The organism is Streptosporangium sp. NPDC005286 (assembly GCF_040607515.1).
Classification (GTDB): domain Bacteria; phylum Actinomycetota; class Actinomycetes; order Streptosporangiales; family Streptosporangiaceae; genus Streptosporangium.
This window is the reverse complement of the sequence record NZ_JBEXGU010000179.1, coordinates 1-18,706: the sequence shown is the minus strand read 5'-3', so window position 1 is coordinate 18,706 and position 18,706 is coordinate 1. Positions and strand designations below refer to the sequence as shown.

14 protein-coding genes are annotated in these 18,706 nt (G+C 71.8%); 5 read left to right on the top strand and 9 right to left on the bottom strand.

The window, feature by feature from the left end; all coding sequences use genetic code 11:
* Window positions 1-106: 106 nt before the first annotated feature.
* Window positions 107-850: a WecB/TagA/CpsF family glycosyltransferase gene (locus ABZU75_RS38905; RefSeq protein ID WP_355565936.1), complete on the top strand. Its 744-nt coding sequence runs from the start codon at window positions 107-109 to the stop codon at window positions 848-850.
* A 14-nt stretch (window positions 851-864) separates the two neighbouring features.
* On the opposite strand, the gene ABZU75_RS38900 is transcribed toward ABZU75_RS38905, so the two are convergent.
* From ABZU75_RS38900 to ABZU75_RS38870, 7 genes are all read right to left on the bottom strand, one after another.
* Entirely contained in the window at window positions 865-1,776 is a 912-nt protein-coding gene (locus tag ABZU75_RS38900) for a sulfotransferase (protein ID WP_355565933.1), read from the bottom strand.
* The gene (locus tag ABZU75_RS38895; protein ID WP_355565930.1) at window positions 1,776-3,074 is read right to left on the bottom strand and encodes a lipopolysaccharide biosynthesis protein; all 1,299 of its coding nucleotides are present in this window, start codon (window positions 3,072-3,074) and stop codon (window positions 1,776-1,778) included. The genes ABZU75_RS38900 and ABZU75_RS38895 overlap by 1 nt, the downstream gene beginning before the upstream one ends.
* Window positions 3,062-3,919: a sulfotransferase gene (locus ABZU75_RS38890; RefSeq protein WP_355565927.1), complete on the bottom strand. Its 858-nt coding sequence runs from the start codon at window positions 3,917-3,919 to the stop codon at window positions 3,062-3,064. Before ABZU75_RS38890 ends, ABZU75_RS38895 begins: the two co-directional genes overlap by 13 nt.
* A gap of 179 nt (window positions 3,920-4,098) precedes the next feature.
* The gene (gene iscB, locus ABZU75_RS38885) at window positions 4,099-5,406 is read right to left on the bottom strand and encodes an RNA-guided endonuclease IscB (RefSeq protein WP_355565925.1); all 1,308 of its coding nucleotides are present in this window, start codon (window positions 5,404-5,406) and stop codon (window positions 4,099-4,101) included.
* Window positions 5,407-5,747: 341 nt separating this feature from the next.
* The gene (locus ABZU75_RS38880; protein ID WP_355565922.1) at window positions 5,748-6,761 is read right to left on the bottom strand and encodes a hypothetical protein; all 1,014 of its coding nucleotides are present in this window, start codon (window positions 6,759-6,761) and stop codon (window positions 5,748-5,750) included.
* Window positions 6,758-8,050: a hypothetical protein gene (locus tag ABZU75_RS38875; protein ID WP_350962708.1), complete on the bottom strand. Its 1,293-nt coding sequence runs from the start codon at window positions 8,048-8,050 to the stop codon at window positions 6,758-6,760. Before ABZU75_RS38875 ends, ABZU75_RS38880 begins: the two co-directional genes overlap by 4 nt.
* The gene (locus ABZU75_RS38870) at window positions 8,047-9,267 is read right to left on the bottom strand and encodes a Wzz/FepE/Etk N-terminal domain-containing protein (protein ID WP_355565918.1); all 1,221 of its coding nucleotides are present in this window, start codon (window positions 9,265-9,267) and stop codon (window positions 8,047-8,049) included. Before ABZU75_RS38870 ends, ABZU75_RS38875 begins: the two co-directional genes overlap by 4 nt.
* A 311-nt stretch (window positions 9,268-9,578) precedes the next feature.
* Here ABZU75_RS38870 and ABZU75_RS38865 point away from each other — a divergent pair, with 311 nt between their 5' ends.
* Window positions 9,579-10,751 carry a hypothetical protein gene (locus ABZU75_RS38865; protein ID WP_355565915.1) on the top strand — a complete coding sequence of 391 codons (1,173 nt, stop codon included), beginning with the start codon at window positions 9,579-9,581 and terminating at the stop codon, window positions 10,749-10,751.
* A 36-nt stretch (window positions 10,752-10,787) separates the two neighbouring features.
* Here ABZU75_RS38865 and cysC read toward each other — a convergent pair whose 3' ends face one another.
* Window positions 10,788-12,017, bottom strand: coding sequence for an adenylyl-sulfate kinase (gene cysC / locus ABZU75_RS38860; RefSeq protein WP_350926795.1), 1,230 nt, complete (start codon window positions 12,015-12,017; stop codon window positions 10,788-10,790).
* A 100-nt stretch (window positions 12,018-12,117) separates the two neighbouring features.
* On the bottom strand, window positions 12,118-12,846 hold the full coding sequence (locus tag ABZU75_RS38855) for a class I SAM-dependent methyltransferase (protein ID WP_355565912.1): 729 nt from the start codon (window positions 12,844-12,846) through the stop codon (window positions 12,118-12,120).
* A 535-nt stretch (window positions 12,847-13,381) separates the two neighbouring features.
* Between ABZU75_RS38855 and mfd the strand changes: the two genes are divergently transcribed.
* From mfd to ABZU75_RS38840, 3 genes are read left to right on the top strand one after another with little or no spacing between them, the layout of a single operon-like run.
* Entirely contained in the window at window positions 13,382-16,939 is a 3,558-nt protein-coding gene (mfd, locus tag ABZU75_RS38850) for a transcription-repair coupling factor (RefSeq protein ID WP_355565909.1), read from the top strand.
* A gap of 26 nt (window positions 16,940-16,965) precedes the next feature.
* Window positions 16,966-17,613 (top strand): SurA N-terminal domain-containing protein, encoded by a 648-nt coding sequence (locus ABZU75_RS38845; RefSeq protein ID WP_355565906.1) that lies wholly within the window; start codon window positions 16,966-16,968, stop codon window positions 17,611-17,613.
* 9 nt (window positions 17,614-17,622) lie between these two features.
* Window positions 17,623-18,582, top strand: a complete 960-nt coding sequence (locus ABZU75_RS38840; RefSeq protein ID WP_355565903.1) for a MazG family protein — start codon at window positions 17,623-17,625, stop codon at window positions 18,580-18,582.
* Window positions 18,583-18,706: the final 124 nt, after the last annotated feature.

Sequence of the window (18,706 nt, the reverse complement as noted above, 5' to 3'; positions counted from 1 at the left end):
GCCATGGTGAAGGACTACGGCGTAGCCGTGGCGAGGCCGCAGCGCCCCCCGCCGGCGGCCCCGGCCGGACAAGGCCACCCGCAGACGCCTGCGCAGGCGCGTGCGGGTGGCGGGCGTCGCGATCGACCCGATGACCGAGGGCGAGGTGGTCGACCACGTGGTCGCCGCGCTGAAACGCGGTGAGGGCGGCCACCTCGTCACCCCGAACATCGACATCAGCCGGATCGTCGCCCGCGACGAGCGGGCCCGCGGGTTCGTCGAAGGCGCCGACCTCGCGGTGGCGGACGGCATGCCGTTGGTGTGGGCGGCGAGACTGCTCGGCACCCCCCTGCCCGGCCGGGTCGCCGGCGCCGACCTGATCTGGTCCCTGTCGGAGGCCGCCGCCTTCTACCGCCATCCCGTGTACCTGCTGGGCGGCCCCGCGGGCGCGGCCGTGCAGGCGGCCTGCGAGCTGGTGGGCCGTCATCCGAAACTGATGATCGCCGGAGTCGACGCCCCGCCGTACGGGTTCGAGGACGATCCGGAGAGCTATGCCCGGGTACGCGACGCCGTGATCGCCGCGGCACCCCGGCTGGTCTTCGTCGGGCTCGGCTTCCCCAAGCAGGAACGGCTCATCGCCTCGCTCCGCCGGGACCTGCCGGGCACCTGGTTCGTCGGCTGTGGCTCGGCGATCGCCTTCGCCGCGGGCACCGTCCGGCGGGCTCCGGCGTGGATGCGCAGAGGTGGCCTGGAGTGGCTCTTCCGGCTGACCCGGGAGCCTGGCAGGCTGGCCCGCCGCTATCTGGTCGACGATCTACCGTACGCCCTCGGGCTTCTCGTGGTCTCCCTGCTGCGCGGGCTCTTCTCCTGAGGGACCGTCGTCCGTCAGGAGGCCAGCTCCCTGACCCGGAGGGCCTCCTGCGGGCTCAGCCTGGCGTCGGCCTCGGCGAGGGCGCGGCGCGAGTCCATCGGCCGGTAGGCCGTGCGGGACAGGCCGCTCCAGGCGAAGCCGCCGCTGCTCGCGCCGGACGCGGCGGTGCACGCGCGGCGGACGCGCTCCTCGGCGCGGGCCGACCACGTCAGGCCCGCCCACCCGTACAGGCGGCGAAACTCCGTCAGTGGGTCGCGGGCCAGGTCCTCGTAGCGGGCCAGGGTTATCTGAGGATGCCGCTCGGCCAGGTCGGCGGCGGTGATCCCGGCCGCCCGCCACAGGGCCACCGCCTTGGCGATGCGGTCCTGGGATCCGACCAGCGGGCGCAGCGCCTCCAGGTGGGGCTGGTCGCGCATCAGCAGTGGCTGTTCGAGTAGCTCGTGGAAGTAGACGGTCCAGCCGAGCCGCTGCCAGCTACCGACGAAAGCCACCGGGTCGCGGAGCAGGATGACCACCCGGCACCCGAGCCGGTCGGCGAACCATCCGGCGGAGAACAGCGCGAACGGGTCGTCAAGCAGCGCCCGGCGGCCGCCCAGCCGCCCCAGCGTGAACGCGGTGCCGTACCGGACCATCCGCGCCAGGTCGTACGGCGAGCGGTTGCGGCGCAGTTCGGCCCGGAACCCGTAGCGCAGCGCGACGGTGCGGGTGAAGGCGGGCAGCCAGAGCCGCTCGTTGCCGGTGCAGATGTACTGGAAGCGGTGGCCGACCACGGAGTCGAGGACGCCCGGGGAGCCGCCAGGCGGGTGCTCGGGGTTGAGCGGTTCGTTGACGTAGACCAGTTCCCCGCTCGCCGCGAGCATCCTGCCCGTCCAGCTCGTCCCGGTCCTGGGCAGTCCGGTGACCAGTACGGGGGGCGCGGTGCTCATCAGGATGCCCGCCACGGGCTCAGGGCGGCCAGGCTGTGCGCGCCGAAGGGCCGCAGGCCGTACCGGCGGTGGATGTGCCAGAGCGGCAGCAGGTTCTTGACCACCGTGCCCCCCGCCCAGCCGAGGGCGGCGCCGAGCGAGCCCAGGGAGGGGATCAGCAGCAGGTCGAGCAGCACGGTCGTGGCGACGGCGGCGGCCAGGTTGGCCAGGCTGGCGCCGGTGTGCCCGGCGGCGGTCAGCACCACGTCGGCCATCCCGCACGCGGTGGCGAGCGCCATCGTCGCGGCCAGCACGATCGCCACCGGTGCACCGGAGGCGTAGCCGTCCCCGAAGACGGCTCCGAGCAGCCACGGAGCGAGCGCCGCGTACCCGAGCCAGACCGGCCAGGTCAGCAGGGCCAGCCAGACGGTGGCCGACTGGTACAGCTCCCGGGCACGTGGCAGGTCGCCTTCGGCCAGGGCCCGCACCAGCCTCGGTTGGGTGGCCTGCGCCAGGCCCTGGCCGGCCAGCTGCCCCACGATCTTGAAACGGGTGGCGGCGGTGTAGACGGCGGCCTCGGCCGGCCCGGCCAGCAACGCCACGATCACGATGTCCAGCCGCTGGAACACCGCCTGGATCCCGGCCGCCAGCGATCGGGGCCAGGTGTGGCGCCACAGGTCGTGCGCGGTGCCCGGCAGGTAGGGCGTCCGAGGCAGCCGCCGGTGCAACCAGGCCGAGGCCAGCAGCAGCACCGGCAGGTACGGCAGTGCCCAGGCCGCGGCGAGCAGCGGCACCGAATCACGGCCCGCGAGTACCACGGTCCCGACCAGGGCGAGCTGGGCCAGCGGCTGGAGCACGCCGTCCAGCAGCACGGTCGGCCGCATCGAGCCGAACCCCCGGGTCGCGCTCACCACGACGCCCGAGCACGTCACCGCGGGCAGGGCCATCGCCAGCACCCGGAGCGCGGGGTCGGAGGTGCTGAGGATGACCGCACAGGCGGCCGCCAGCGAGAGTGACGCGACCGGGACGAGCGCCGCGCGGACGTAGCCGGAGGTGCAGCGGTAGTCGAAAGGACGAGACCTGGCGATGAAGTAGACGAGCCCGTTCCCCGCGTCCAGTCGCAGGACCGTGGCGACCGCCAGGCACAGGGCGGTCACCGAGAAGAAGGCACCCGCCGTCTCCTGGCCCACCCCCCTGGTGACCAGTACGACGATCAGGAACTGGGCGGCGGCCCCGGCGCCCGCGCCCAGCAGCCCCGCCACCCCGCTCCGCGCGGCCCCGGTCAGACCCGCCAGACGGGTGGGGCTCAGTGGCGCCACGACGGCTCCCCGCCCAGCCACGAGGTCAGCAGGGTGTCCTGCTCCTCGAAGCGGCCGGCCAGCTCACGGCGGAGCCTGCGGGGCATCGGAGCGGGTCTGGTCCGGGCGTTGTGCCGTTCGAACACCGGATCGCCGAGGTGCGGCAGTCCGAGGAAGGCCAGCACGCGGTCGTAGACGAGCTCCGGTTCGGCGAAGAGTCGGCCGCTGTCGATGACGAGCAGGCGATCCCTGCCGACCAGCGGCTCCAGCCGGGCGAGCTGCTCGGCGTAGCGGCCCCTGGCCAGGTAGGCGTGGTGGCGGTGGGCCAGGTTCGTCGAGTGCGGCGAGTCGCGCAGGGCCTGCGCCGCTCCGGCCAGCCGGTCCTCCTCCAGCTCCACGGCCCTGGCGAAGGACGGCTCCGTCTCGAACCCCCTGGCCAGTTCGTGGGCGTGCGCGGAGAAGGCCCGCTCGACGGGGTCGCGGACCAGCACGATCAGCCTGGTACCCGGCAGGTCGCGGGCGATACGGGGGCCGGCCAGGGGATGGAACAGGTAGTAGGGCGACGACTCGAAGGCCTGGGGCCGGCAACCGTACCTGCGTGCCGGCACGGAGGCCGACATCCGCAGCGGAAAGTGCGCCCGGTACCAGGACAGGCCCCGGTCGTACGCCATGTCGAAGTAGTGCACGCCCTTGCGCAGCACCGGTTTGAGGACGAGCGGGTGCTGGGACAGGGTGCGGTACAGGGAGGTGGTACCGCAGCGCTGCGCCCCGACGATGAGGAAGGAGGGCAGCACCCGGCTCCCCGAGGTGAGGCGTCCCATGCCCCACGTGGCCGCGTGGAGCGAGTGCTTCAGCGCGGGTCTCATGGGAGGGTCCCCTGGTGGTCGGCGTGGTCGGCGTGGTCGATCCGGGCGCCCCACGTGGCCACATGGAGCGAACGGCTCAGCACGGGTTTCACCGCAACCTCCCGAGGATGCTCCGGCCTTCAGGCCGGGGAGGGATCGGGAGTGGGAGGGCCGTCAAGGCCCGGGCGTGCCCTGATCGGTCAGTCATTTCGATCGGCTTCTTTCTGGGTCGTGTAGCCGTAGCCGTCCGCGCGCTGAAGGTAGCGGACATGGCGGTGGTTGATCCCGGCGATGCGACCGTGCCGGGTGGTGATGTCGAACGAGCCGGAGGAGCGGACCAGGACTCGCCCGAGGTGAATTCCGGCCTTCTTGCCTGCCGGGACGTTCGCCCGGACCAGGTCGCCGGTTTGGAAGCCGTGGTGCCGTTTGGTCCGTGGCCGGGCAAGACGGGGGAACCCGTATCGGTCGGGGATGGTGCGGGCGTAGGTGCCGCGCCCGGTCGCCGTGACCACCAGGATCGTGGACGGCCAGGCGGTCACGCTCTCCAGTTCGCCGACGTGCACCGCGTCCAACGTGTGGGACTTCGGCGCGCCGGTGCGAGAGCGGTTCCACTTCGTGCGGCCGCCGGAGGCGGTGTGAACGGGCAGGCCGGTGGCTTCCAGTGCCCGCCACAGTGCCCACCGGGTGGCGTTGACGGCGGCGGCGTCGCGCAGTGGAGCCTTCGCCTGCTTGAGGATCTTCGCCAGGAGGGTGGGCCTGCCGTTGAGGAATTCCTCGATCGGGGTGGCGTTCTTGGCCTGGTTGCACCGGACGCAGGCCAGGGTGAGGTTGCTGATCCGGTCGGAGCCGCCCCGGGAACGCGGGTGGATGTGGTCGAGGTTGAGCGGTAGGCCGCTCGCGTCGCAGTAGGCGCAGGTGCGCCCCCATTTGGCGAGCAGGTATTCGCGGACCTCGTACCCGGCGAGGGTGCCCTGTTGATACTCAACGCCTTCCAACGGCTTGCCCGCCGAGAGGAGGTGGGTGTCGAAGGAGACCTTCTCCACGTGGACGGCGGCCACGGGCGCCCACCGGGTCAGCCGCGCCACCCATGACATGGTGGTCTCGACGCGGTGGCGCAGCGACGGCGCGAGCCACCCCTGGGGTCTGATCCGGTTGAGGAACCGGGGGGAGCGGTGACGCAGGTTCCGCGAGCGCCTCCCTCGCCGGTACGCGGCCCGCGAGGCGAGCCTGTCGCGGATCAGCGCGCCCCGATGGTCGAGCCGGATCGCATACCGTCCGGTCCGGCTCCCGTCGTGGCCGGTGAACACGGCCAGGCCGGTGTGCTTGGAGCCGGGGTCGATACCGACCTGCACGCCTGCCACGGTGGAGTCGGCAGCCGACCGGTCCTTGAGGCGGATGACGAACGGGGTGTGGCGGTGAACCACCGCTCGCCCGGCCGCCAGCAGGCGGCGGGCGCGGGTGGGGTGGCAGGGGTCGAGCGGGTGGCCGTGCCTGTCGAGGACGAACACGACGGGGTGAACCTCACGGTCCGCTCCCTCGGACGCCGAAGCGCCCTCGGGGTGACGCCGGTGCGGCGGTGCGGCCGGACCGGTCTCCCCTCGCCCATGGTGAACACCAGGTACCGCCTGGCGGCGGTGTCCGTGAGCCGTTTCGTGCCCACCCTCGGGCGTGTCTGCTCCCACGGATTCCAGAGCGGCAGGCTGAGGAAGCACCTGCCGGTGGGTCTGCGATCTCGTGTTCAACGTAGCCATCAAAACGCACCTCCTTGAGCTGATGGCCAGGGCTGGTCAACGCGGGGCTTCAAAGCGCATCGCTGCGCCTCAAGCCCTCTCCTTTAGGAGGGGGTCGTTTACAGCAAGGTCTCCTGGGAGTCGACGACGGGGTTGAGCCAGAGTTCCGGTGGTCCGAGGGGCGCGTGGCCGTCGGCCGTGTGCCGGTCGGCGAGCGCGATCAGGTAGCGGATGGCGGTCAGCCGGGATTCGGAAGCCGACAGCCCGAACGGGGCCAGGACCCGCAGGGCCCGCGCCACACAGGCTCTGGCGGCGGTGGCCGGATCGTCGCGGCGCAGGGCCCGCTGGAAGAAGTGGTGGACGGCGTCGAAGCCGAGCGGTACTCCGGTGCCGAACCGCTCCCAGTCCCAGACCAGCAGCCGCCCGTCGGGGCCCCGCGAGATGTTCCAGGGCGTCAGGTCACCGTGCCAGGCGAACCCCCGCCCGGAGATCGGCCCGGAGATCGGCCCTGTCCCGGCAGCCTGAGTGGAGACTCCGAAGGCACGATCTGCCGGGTCCGGGAGGTTTCCGGGGGGCACGCGGTCCGGGACCGGCCCCGCGGGGATGCGGGCGATCTCGGCGATCGCGTCGGTGAGGACGCCGCGGGGGATCCGTCCCCGCCGTACCGGGAGCGGGGTCAGCGCCAGCACGGACAGGCCGCGCCAGGATCCGTGGTGCAGCACGGCGGGCGGGACGACCGTCTTCAGCGGCACGCCGGCCAGCAGGTCGAGCGTCCGCGCCTCGTGTCCGACGAGCTCCCTGGTCAGGTCGGTGTCGCCGACCTTCACGAAGGCGATCGGCCCGTCGGGGCCGCGTGCCTCCAGGATCGGCTTGCGGTTGGCGCGCAGGGCGGGGCGCACGCGCAGCGTGACGCGGACGGGGGCGTCGAACACCTCGCTCAGGTGGTTCTCGATGCCGTCCTGCCCAGACGGCACGATGAGCTTTCCGCCGGGGTGCCACCAGGCGCGGGGGACCAGCCTGCGGGGGAGCAGCCGGTGGGGGAGCAGGCTGTAGGGTCTCGGGGCGCCGGGACCGGGGAACAGCAGGTCGATGGTCTCGTCGAGGTAGCGCAGACGGGCGCGCGCGTCGTTCATGCGGCGGTGCTCTCCATCGAGTTCCTCCAGAGCAGCGCGAAGGAGATCAGATACAGGCTGAGCGGTGTGAACAGCCCGTCGTAGACGAACATGTAGAGCAGGGTGAGGATCATCACGAGAACCCCCGCCATGCCGATCGGGCTCCGGTCGCGCCAGTGGCGGCGGACGGCCCCGGCGAAGAACGCCACGTAGAGCACGGCCCCGGTGAAGCCCTGCGTGATCATCAGGTACCAGAGCTGGCCGTCGCTCCCCAGCGGCGGGTGGCCGCAGGTGGGACACCAGCCGCTCCTGCCGGTGGTGATCGTCCGGTGGTTGCCCATGGCGTTTCTGGTGTTGCCGTAGCCGATGAGCGGTGAGGTGCCCGCGGCGGCGACGGTCGCCGACACGGTGAAGGCGCGGATGTCGTTGCTGTGCGGGCTGTCCAGCCGCTGGGCCACCATCGCCTGTAGCGGGCTGAGGGCGAACACCAGCGCCCCCGCGGCCAGAGCCGAGCAGGCCGCGATGCGAGCCCGCGTGCCCAGGCGCACCAGGACGTACGCGGCGGCGACGCCGAGCCCGATCCACAGGCCGCGGTTGAGCGAGTAGACGACGGGGATCGCGGCCAGCGCGGTCAGCGGGATCATGGCCAGGCGCCTGCGCGGGCCGCCGTACACCCACCAGCCGATCACGAACCAGACGAGCAGCACCGAGATGTTGCCGCCCCAGGCGTTGGCCCACTCGAAAGGCGCCTCCGGGCGGGGGGAGGCGTGGCCGAGGACCTTCTGCACCTGGGCGGCGGTGGGATGGATCAGGTTGTGGACGAAGGGGTTGCCGCTGATCCAGCCGGGGAGGATCAGCTCGACCGGTGAGGTGAACTCGGCGCGCGGGGCGAACACGCCCAGCAGGCCGCCCGCCACGGTCGTGACGAACAGCGCGCCGAGCATGCGCACCAGGGTGAGCTGGGGCAGCTCCTCCTCCGTCAGGTTGCCGAGGTAGAGCACCATGATCGTCAGCGACAGGTAGAGGCAGAGGCGCATCAGGTAGCCGACGAGCCGCCCGGCGCCGAACTCGCCGTAGGTGCCCGGTGGCATCTCGCCGAGCATCAGCGCGCTGATCAGGTAGCCCGCCAGGAGCAGCAGCCAGAGCCCGAACCCGCGCGGTGCCCTGATCGGCCGCCTCCGCAGCAGGATCAGGGCCATCGCCGGGGCCACCACGACCACCGACAGGCCGCCGAAACCGAGCGCCCACCAGAGTGGATATCCCACCAGGAGCGCGGCGATCGGCCAGGCGGCCGGACGCAGCCTCCTCACAACCGATGTCCCCTCCGCCCGGCCGTGGCCTGCCGTCCGGATGGAACGTTCCCGTACATCCCGGGCACGACCCCGGCGTCCAGGGAGTCCGGTGCGGCCCGGTCACCGCCCGCCAGGCCCGCGAGGGGCCGTTCGGTTCTCCTGGGGCGCGCCGCGCCGGGCTGTGCCGCGGACGAGATGTGCGGGGTCCGCGCGGGGCCGGACGGGAGATCGGGTGGGGCGGCGTCACCGCCGCCGACGAAGGCGCCGATCACGCGGACTCCGCGGTCGTTCAGGGTCCGTACGGCATCCCGCACCTCGCGCGAGGAGGTGCCCGGCACGGCGACCACGAGCACCGCGCCCGCCAGGCAGCGGATCTCCTCGCCGCCGAGGGCGTCCAGACCGGTCAGGCGCCTGACGTCGGCGGTGGTCCGCAGGGCGGTGTCGAGGCGGTCACGGAGCCAGGCGACCCCGACCCCGCAGAGCAGTCCCGCCATGAGGCCGCTGCCCAGGTAGAGGGGCGGGCGGGGAGCACTGGGGGCGGTGGGTGCCACCGCCTTGCTGATCACCGACCCGGGAGTGACGGCGATGGTCTTGAGGGCGTCGTACCTGGCGGTGAGGGTTTGGGCCTGGCGGCCGAGGATGTCCTGCCGCCGGAGGGCGAGGGCTCGCTCCGTGGTGCCCCTGCTCAGCAGGGGAAGCGTGGTGGCGACCTTGGCGAGGCCCGCGTTGACCTGCCTCAGCTTGACCAGCACGGCCTTGAGCTGGGCCGTGAGCATCTGGGTGGACGACTCCCGGCGCTGGGCCAGGTAGGCGAGGGCGTAGGCGCTCGCGCCCGAGGCGGCCGCCTTCGGGTCGGCGGCGGTGCAGGAGATCTCCAGGACCGAGGTGTTGGGCGGCACGGAGACCACGGCGGGACAGCCGGGAGCGCCGGACAGCTCGCGGGCCTTCGCCGCGACCACCGCGGACCGGGCGACCTGGGCCTCGGTGTCGAGGTTGAGCGGTTCGCGCTGGCGGTTGGTGACCTGGTTGGTCTGTTCCGGCGAACCGGTGGCGGTCACCAGGACCTGAGCGGAGGCGGTGTAGGAGGGCGGGGTGAGCCGTAGCAGGGCGGCGCCGCCACCGGCTCCGGTGAGGAGCAGGGAACAGATGATCAGCCATCGGCGGCGGAGGAGCGACGCGTAGTCCGCCAGGTCTCCGCCTGCGCGGCGGCCGGGGGCGTCCGGTGACGGGCTCATGTTTCGCGGGTGCCTCTCCGGCGAACAGACGCTGGGAACCCTAGGAACTATAGGTCGGCCGCCCATTCCCCCGAACCAATACACAAGATTTTCTTCGCGTCGATCCTGCTAATCACGGTGAGATAACGGCTATTTATCCGACATTTCCCGCCGGTCGCTCCGAGGCTCCGGCATGGACCGGTAAAGTCGGGGACGAGGCACGTCCAGGCGGTGGGAAGGTGTTTCCCGGTGATGGTCGAAGAATGCGTGCGCGCGACGGCTGTGAGGAACCGGTGCATCGGACAAATGCCACTATGGACATAATTCCACGTATGGTAAGAATTGCCGGTTCGGTTGTCGTCCTGGCACTGGGACTGGGCACTCTCGGACTGGGCATAGCGGGGCTGAGCGGGCGCGGCCAGACCTCCAGCGCCTCGAAGACCTCCGATGCCGCCGGTGCCCGGCAGGCGCCGGACACGCCGGGCACCTCGCCGGGAGCGGAGAGTCCCGGTGCATCCCGGGAGCCTCGGACGCCCGCGCGGGTACCGGGCCCGACGGGCGAGCGTCCACGGGCCGCCTGCGAGGTCACCGGAAGGCTCGTCCCCTCCTGCGGCGCCTGGTGGGGCGTCGCGCCGGAGATCTTCACCGGGAGGCGTCCCGAGCGGGCGCTGGCCGGAGCCGAGCGGCGGATGGGCCGCCCGGCCGACATCATGCACGTCTACCACCGGGGGGACGAGCTCTTCCCGACCCCCGCGGAGCGCGCCATCGCCCGCGATCCCGACGGCCGCAGGCTCCTGCTGATCAACTGGAAGCCCTCCCTGGACCACACCTGGGAGCAGATCGCGCACGGGGCGCTGGACGAGCGGATCGACCGGCTGGCCGCCCACATCGTGAGGACCTTCCCGGAGAAGTTCTTCCTCACGGTCCACCACGAGCCGGAGAACGACGTCCGGGAGGCCCGCGGCGCGGGAATGTCCGCGGCCGACTACGCGGCGATGTTCCGGCACGTGGTGCGGCGCCTGCGGCACGGGGGCGTGACCAACGCCGTCACCGTGATGACCTACATGGGGGCGCCCAACTGGGCGTCGGAGCCCTGGTTCGAGAGGCTCTACCCCGGTGACGACGTGGTCGACTGGGTGGGGATGGACCCCTACGTCGACCACCGGGTCCACAGCTTCGACGGGCTGGTCAACAAGACCCGGCCCGACTTCCCCCGGTGGCCGGGGTTCTACCGCTGGATGAGTGAGCGCTTCCCGGGAAAGCCCATCATGCTCGCCGAGTGGGGCGTCTTCGAGCGCCACGACCGGCCCGGATTCAAGGAGTGGTTCTTCGCCTCGGTACGCGAGGAGATCCGCGACTACCCGCGGATCAAAGCCCTGGTCTACTTCGACTCGCCGCGCGCCCCCCGGGGCGACACCCGCTTCGACACCACCCCCGGCGGCCGGCGGAGCTTCGCCGAACTCGCCCGCGACCCGCACCTCGACGCCGCCGTCCCCGCGGACTGATCCCGACGTCGGCGCGGGCCACGGGGCCGGGATCCGTCAGCGGATCCAGCCGCCCTGGATCAGCGGGTCGAGCACCTGGTGCACGGCCCGGTCCACGCTGATGCCCGTGGTGTCGATCTCCAGATCGGCGTCGTCCGGCTCCTCGTACGGATCGGAGATGCCGGTGAACTCGGGAATGAGCCCCGCGCGGGCCTTGGCGTAGAGCCCCTTGCGGTCGCGGCGCTCGCACTCCGCCAGCGGGGTGGAGACGTGGACCAGCAGGAAGTCGGCGCCGACGGCCTCGACCATCGCGCGCACCTCCTCGCGGGTGGCGGCGTAGGGCGCTATGGGCGCGCAGATCGCCAGGCCGCCGTGCCTGGCGACCTCGGCGGCGACGAAGCCGATGCGGCGGATGTTGAGGTCGCGGTCCTCCTTGGAGAAGGTCAGCCCCGCCGACAGCAGGTGGCGCACCACGTCGCCGTCGAGGTAGGTCACCGTGCGGCTGCCACGCTCAAGCAGCGCGTCGCGCAGCCCCCGGGCGACGGTCGACTTGCCGGAGCCCGACAGGCCGGTGAAGAAGATCACCAGCCCCCGCCGGTGCGGGGGCCCGGGGATCGTCACGGGGTCCGGACCCGCCAGGTGCTCGGTCGCGCCGTAGGCCTCGGCCACGCGCTCGCGCAGTTCCAGATCGATGGCGGGCTCCCTGGGCGCCAGCGGCACCACCGCCACGAGCGTGCCCTCCGGCAGCCTGTCGCGGGCCTTGAGCGCGGCACGGACCACCGCGGGCCCACCCTCGCCGTACGCCAGCGGGAGAAGCAGGATCGACGCCTTCAGCTCCTGCGCGGTCGCCACGATCTCGTCGAGGTCGCCCAGCGGCCCGCGCATGGTGACGGCCAGGACCGCCTCCTGCTCGCCCACCTCCTCGCGGACCCGCGCCGGGGTGTGGCGGAGCCGGGCGAACGGCCCGTGCTCGGGGGCGTCCAGGGCCGCCACGGGGCCGGCGACGAAGCCGTCCTCGCGCCCGGTGACGGTCAGCACGGCCAGTGCCGCGCCCTCGGGGTCGCGCAGGGTGATCCGGTCGCCGGGGGCGGCGGGGTGGTCGTCGGGCAGCGTGAGGGTGACCGGCGCGGGCCACGGGGTGCCGTCGGTGAGCGTGCCGTGCTCGTCCACGGAGTGCGCGTCGGCCGAGCTCAGAAAGCCCGTCAGCGGGCTGAGGGCGCCGGAGAGCAGCAGTTCGAGGTCGGCCAGCTCGCGGGCGTCGGGGGTCCACTCGAAAGGCGCCGTCATCTGCTCCCGCTCCACAATCCCGATCGTCGGACTTTCCGGTCCCGCCTGCTCAGGATGGGCGCCCCGTCCGGCGACCCCGGCTCCACCGCTCCGGCGGATCTCAGATCAGCCGGGCGAAATGGCTCTGGGGCTTGCGGATCACCATGGTTATCTCGTCGTGAGACGCGGGCCGGCGTCCCCTGGAGAGGACCTCCACCACCGAGCAGGCGGCGCGGGCAAGCTTACCGAGAGGTCCGTTGAGCGCGGGCCCGCTGCCGGCGGAGATGTCCTCGGTCACCATCAGCCCGCGCACCAGGCAGAAGGAGTGCATCCCCTCGCGCGAGGCGATCTGCTCGTAGACGGCGGGCAGCGGGCCCACCGTTCCCGAGGGGACGAACCTGCGCCACAGCATCCGCCGCAGTCTCGACGGCGCCAGCCGGTCGCAGGCCCCGTACGCCGAGGCCCGGTCGCGCATTCTGACCAGCAGCAGCCCGCCGGGGCGCAGACCGGTGAGCAACCGGTCGAGCACCAGCTCGGCGTGTTCGATCCGCTCAAGCAGGAACGGCACGTAGACGACGTCGAACGCCCGCGGCGGCACCGGCACGGAGCGCAGGTCGCCCAGCGCCCACGAGTCCAGGTCCTTGCGGGCGGACGTGCTCGTACGCAACGCGGGCAGGTCCTCGTCGATCCCGATGACCCTGGCCTCCGCCTGCCCCAGATCGAGCGGTTCCGGCCATCCGCACCCGGCGATCAAGACGTCGAGACGCCGACCGAGCTGGCTGGTCCACTGCTCCCTGACCCGCTGACTCAACAGGTCGTCTCGATCGACGACCGACCTCACCTCTGACATATAACCGAGAGTAGTCAACCCAGCACGATTCATCGCGCATTTACCGCTGTTACATGGCGACGCTGACGCGTCGCGGTGAGGCCGCTCTTACCCGGCTCCTTCCCTCGTCGACCGGGGCCGCTCGTTCCTCGCGAGTTGCCGGCGACGCTGCGCGTCGCGGTTCGGCCGCTCTTACCCGGCTCCTTCCCTCGTCGACCGGGGCCGCTCGTTCCTCACGACCCCGATCTCCTCGGTCCAGTCGCCGGCGCGGCCTCACGGCCCCGCTCTCCTCAGTCCAGTCGCCGGCGCGGCCTCACGGGGAGTCCCCCAAAGGGAGGCATGGGGCACGTCCCCAGGGAAATTCTTGGTGCGGGAGGACGGCGCGCGTCCCTTCTCCTCAGGTCAGTCGCCGGCGCGGCCTCACGGGCTGCGGGCGGTACCGCGTGCCCGAAGGCCGGAGCACCGGCCCGCAATTCGGTAGCCTTGACCAGGTACCCCCCGTGTCCGTACGGCTCGGGGCTGTCGTGTTGCCGTCGTGGGGCTGTGGGCGAATCTGATGAGTCTTTCCGGACTTCTGGACCTTGTCGCCGGGGAGCCTGAGCTGGCTTCCCTTCTTCGGGATGTGCGCGGGGGCGACTCGTCCGACGTGTCGCTGGTCGCGCCGCCTGCGCTCCGTCCCTTCGCGGTGGCCGCGCTGGCCAGGGAGGGCGCGGAGAAGGCGGCCAGGACCGTCCTCGCGGTGACCGCGACCGGCCGCGAGGCCGAGGATCTCGCCTCGGCCCTCACCAGCCTCCTGGACGAGAGCACCGTCGCGGTCTTCCCCGCCTGGGAGACGCTCCCGCACGAGCGCCTGTCGCCGCGCAGCGACACCGTGGGCCAGCGCCTGGCGGTGCTGCGCAGGCTGGCCCACCCGGTCGAGGGCGACCTCTCGGCCGGCCCGCTGCACGTGGTGGTCGCGCCGATCAGGGCGCTGCTCCAGCCGATCGTGCGCGGCCTGGGCGACCTGCGACCGGTGCGGCTGCGCGCCGGGGACGACGCCGACCTCGACAGCGTCGTCCACAGCCTGGTGGAGAACGGCTATCACCGGGTCGACATGGTGGAGAAGCGCGGGGAGGTCGCCGTCAGGGGCGGGCTGCTCGACGTCTTCCCGCCGACCCAGGAGCACCCGCTCCGACTGGAGTTCTGGGGCGACACCGTCGAGGAGATCCGCTGGTTCAAGGTCGCCGACCAGCGCTCGCTGGAGGTGGCCGAGGACGGGCTTTTCGCCGCCCCCTGCCGGGAGCTGCTGCTGACCGCCGAGGTCAGGGAGAGGGCGAGGGAACTCGCCGAGACGCACCCCTCGCTGGCCGAGATCCTGGAGCAGCTGGCCGAGGGCATGCCGATGGAGGGCATGGAGGCGTTCGCGCCGGTGCTCGCCGGGGAGATGGACCTGCTCGTCGACCACCTGGGGGAACGAGCGGCGATCTTCGTGTGCGACCCGGAGCGCATTCGCGGGCGCGCGGACGAGCTGGTGCGGACCAGTCAGGAGTTCCTGGAGGCGTCCTGGATCAACGCGGCGTCCGGCGGCGAGGCGCCGATCGACCTGGGCGGGGCGGCGTTCCGCACCCTGGAGGAGATCCGCGACCACGCGCGGCGGCTCGGCCAGCCCTGGTGGTCGCTCGCGCCGTTCGGTGTCGAAGGCGAGAGTGACGGTGCTCAGGGCGGTGGGCCGGACGGCGGGCTGGTGCTGAGGGCGCGCGAGGCGGAGGCCTACCGGGGCGACACCCAGCGGGCGCTGTCGGACATCAAGGGCTGGCTCGACTCCGAGCGGGTGGTCGTCCTGCTGAGCGAGGGCCACGGCCCCGCCGAGCGCATGGTCGAGCTGCTCAAGGGTGTCGACCTGCCCGCGCGCCTGGAGCCGGGCCTTGAGCGGATCCCCGACTCCAAGGTCGTCCACGTCACCACCGGCCTGATTGAGCACGGGTTCGTCACCCCGTCACTGGCCGTGCTGACCCACCTCGACCTGGTCGGCCAGAAGGCGTCGACCAAGGACATGCGGCGGTTGCCGTCCCGGCGCCGCAACATGGTCGATCCGCTCCAGCTCAAGGTCGGCGACAACGTCGTGCACGAGCAGCACGGCGTGGGCCGCTACGTCGAGATGGTGCAGCGCACCGTACAGGGCGCCACCCGTGAGTACCTGGTGATCGAGTACGCCAAGGGCGACCGGCTCTACGTGCCGACCGACCAGCTCGACGAGGTCACCCGCTACGTCGGCGGCGAGGCGCCCACGCTCAACCGGATGGGCGGCGCCGACTGGGCCAAGGCCAAGACCAAGGCCAAGAAGGCGGTCAAGGAGATCGCCGGAGAGCTGATCCGCCTGTACTCCGCCCGGATGGCCTCGCCTGGACACGCCTTCGCGCCCGACAGCCCGTGGCAGCGCGAGATGGAGGACGCCTTCCCCTACGCCGAGACCGGTGACCAGCTTGAGGCCATCGACGAGGTCAAGCGCGACATGGAGCGCCCGATCCCGATGGACCGGCTGATCTGCGGCGACGTGGGCTACGGCAAGACCGAGATCGCGGTGCGGGCGGCGTTCAAGGCGGTGCAGGACGGCAAGCAGGTGGCGGTCCTGGTGCCGACCACGCTACTGGTGCAGCAGCACATGTCGACCTTCGCCGAGCGGTTCTCCGGATTCCCGCTCAACGTCAGGCCGATGTCGCGGTTCCAGAGCGACGGTGAGGTCTCCGCGACCCTGGAGGGTCTGCGCGAGGGCTCGGTCGACGTGGTGATCGGCACGCACCGGCTGTTCTCGTCCGAGGTCAGGTTCAAGCAGCTCGGCCTGATCATCATCGACGAGGAGCAGCGGTTCGGCGTCGAGCACAAGGAGGCCATGAAGCACATGCGCACCCAGGTCGACGTGCTGGCCATGTCCGCGACCCCGATCCCCCGCACGCTGGAGATGGGGCTCACCGGCATCAGGGAGATGTCCACGATCCTCACCCCGCCCGAGGAGCGGCACCCGATCCTCACCTTCGTCGGCCCGTACGACGAGAAGCAGATCGGTGCCGCGGTCCGGCGCGAGCTGATGCGCGACGGCCAGGTCTTCTTCGTCCACAACCGGGTGGCCAGCATCAACAAGGTCGCGGCCATGCTGCGCGAGCTCGTGCCCGAGGCCAGGATCGCCGTCGCGCACGGCCAGATGCAGGAGCACCAGCTGGAAAAGATCATGGTGGGCTTCTGGGAGCGCGACTTCGACGTGCTCGTCTGCACCACGATCGTCGAGTCGGGCCTGGACGTGCCCAACGCCAACACCCTGATCGTCGACCGGGCCGACAACTACGGCCTCTCCCAGCTCCACCAGCTGCGCGGCCGGGTCGGCCGGGGCCGCGAGCGCGGCTACGCCTACTTCCTGTACCCGCCGGAGAAGCCGCTCACCGAGACCGCCCACGAGCGCCTGGCCACCATCTCCCAGCACACCGAGATGGGCGCGGGCATGTACGTGGCGATGAAGGACCTGGAGATCCGCGGCGCGGGCAACATCCTGGGCGCCGAGCAGTCGGGTTTCATCGCGGGCGTCGGCTTCGACCTGTACGTGCGGATGATGGCCGAGGCGGTGCAGGAGCAGAAGGCCAAGCTGGCCGGCACCTACCAGGAGGACGAGCGGCCCGACGTCAAGGTCGAGTTGCCGATCAACGCCCACATCCCGCACGACTACGTCACCTCCGAGCGACTGCGGCTGGAGGCGTACAAGCGGATCGCCGCGATCGGTTCCGACTCCGACATCGGCGCGGTGCGCGACGAGCTCGTCGACCGGTACGGACGGCCGCCCCAGCAGGTGGAGAACCTGCTCGAGGTCGCCCGCTTCCGGATTCGCGCCCGCCGTGCCGGGCTCACCGATGTCACCCTGCAGGGCCAGAACATCAAGTTCGCGCCGGTGGAGCTGAAGGACTCCCAGCAGGTCAGGCTCCAGAGGCTGTACCCGAAGGCACTGCTGAAGCAGGCGGCCGGTACGTTGCTGGTGCCCGTACCCAAGACCAGGCCCCTCGGGGGCCAGCCGCTGCGCGATCTGGACCTGCTCAAGTGGTGCGGGGATCTCGTCGAGGCGATGTTCCTCGAAACCGCGCGGGTAGAGTAAGTACGTTTGTCGTGAAGGGAACGCATGTGAAGTCGACCCGAGTGCGCGTCATCCTGGCGGTCGCCGCCGCCGGTGTCGCGCTGACCGCCTGCTCTCCGAACCAGATCGGCGCCGCCGCCGTCGTGGGTGGAGAGCGCATCAGCTCCAGCGAGCTGAACAAGAACGTCCGCGAGTACGAGGAGGCGCTGTCCAAGGCGGGCGTCTCCGCCTCGCAACTGCAGTTCCAGGACAGCGTCCCGCAGCTCGTGCTCTTCCAGCTGGTCAACGCCAAGCAGTACGCGAAGCTCGCCGAGAGCAAGGGCATCACGGTCACCGACGGCGAGATCGACCAGGTGATCGCGGGCCAGGGCGGCCAGGAGAAGTTCGAGCAGCAGATGCTCCAGCAGGCGGTGGCCCCCTCGCACGCGCGCGAGTTCATGAGGTCGCAGGTGCTGATCAGCAAGCTCGCCGTCAAGTACGGCGGCGGCACCGACGAGGCGGCCATCCAGCGCGGAAGTGAGCAGGCGAGAAAGGAGCTGCAGGCCATGCCGATCACCTGGAACCCGCGCTACGGCAAGCTCAACGAGGAGCGGAGCCAGGAGCAGCCGAGTGTCTTCGTCGACGCCGGCCGGTTCGGTGCCGCCGGGGGCCCCGCCGCCCCTGCCGCCGAGCAGCCCGAGACCCCGCAGCAGTAGCCTCCGGACATGTCGCTGATCATCGTCACCACCTCGCCCCGGGTCGCCCCGGGGCTGCTCAGCCATCGCGCCTGGCAGGTTCTCGGACAGAGCCCGGTCCGCACCGGGGCCGCGGACCATCCGCACCTGCCGTACCTGGCGGAGGCCGGGGTCGACGTCGAGGTGGTCGCCTGCGACCCCGCCGCGCTGGTCCGCGAGGCGGTGGCGGCGACGGTCGTGTGGCTGGAGGCCGACGAGGCGCTGATGCGCTCCATCGGCCACGCCGCCGTGGCGCTGGATGACCCGCCGGTGATCGAGGTCGTCCCTGGCTCGTACGACCTGCCGGGCGCGCGGCTGCTCGACCTGGTCTCGGTGATGGACCGGCTGCGGGTCGAATGCCCGTGGGACGCCCGGCAGACCCACGAGTCCCTGGCCCCGTACCTCATCGAGGAGGCCTACGAGGTGCTGGAGACCATCGAGGAGGGCGACCACGCGGCACTGCGCGAGGAGTTGGGCGACCTGCTCCTCCAGGTGGCCTTTCACGCGCGGGTCGCCCGCGAGCGGCCGGACGGGTTCGACGTCGACGACGTGGCCGACGGGATCGTCGCCAAGCTCGTCCGCCGCCACCCGCACGTCTTCGCCGACACCCGGGTGGAGGGCGCGGGCGAGGTCAGTGCCAACTGGGAGACCATCAAGGCGGCCGAGCGCGCGGCCAAGAGCGGTGGCGATCCGGGCTCGGCGGTCGACGGCGTCCCGATGGGCCAGCCCGCGCTCTCCCTCGCCGCGCAGCTCCTGCGCCGCGCCGAGCGCGCCGGAGCCCCGGCGGACCTCCCCGAGGGGGTGCCCGCCGACGGCCTGGGAGCGAAGCTCTTCGAGCTGGTACGGCAGGGGCACGCGGCCGGTCTCGACCCCGAGGCCGAGTTGCGCGCCGTCGCCCGCGCCTACCGCGACCAGGTGCGTACTGTTGGCGACGCTAACGCGTCGCGGTGAGGCCGCTCTTATCCGGCTCCTTCCCTCGTCGAGGGAGGTCGCTCGTTCCTCGCGAGTTGCCGGCGACGCTGCGCGTCGCGGTTCGGCCGCTCTTACCCGGCTCCTTCCCTCGTCGACCGGGGCC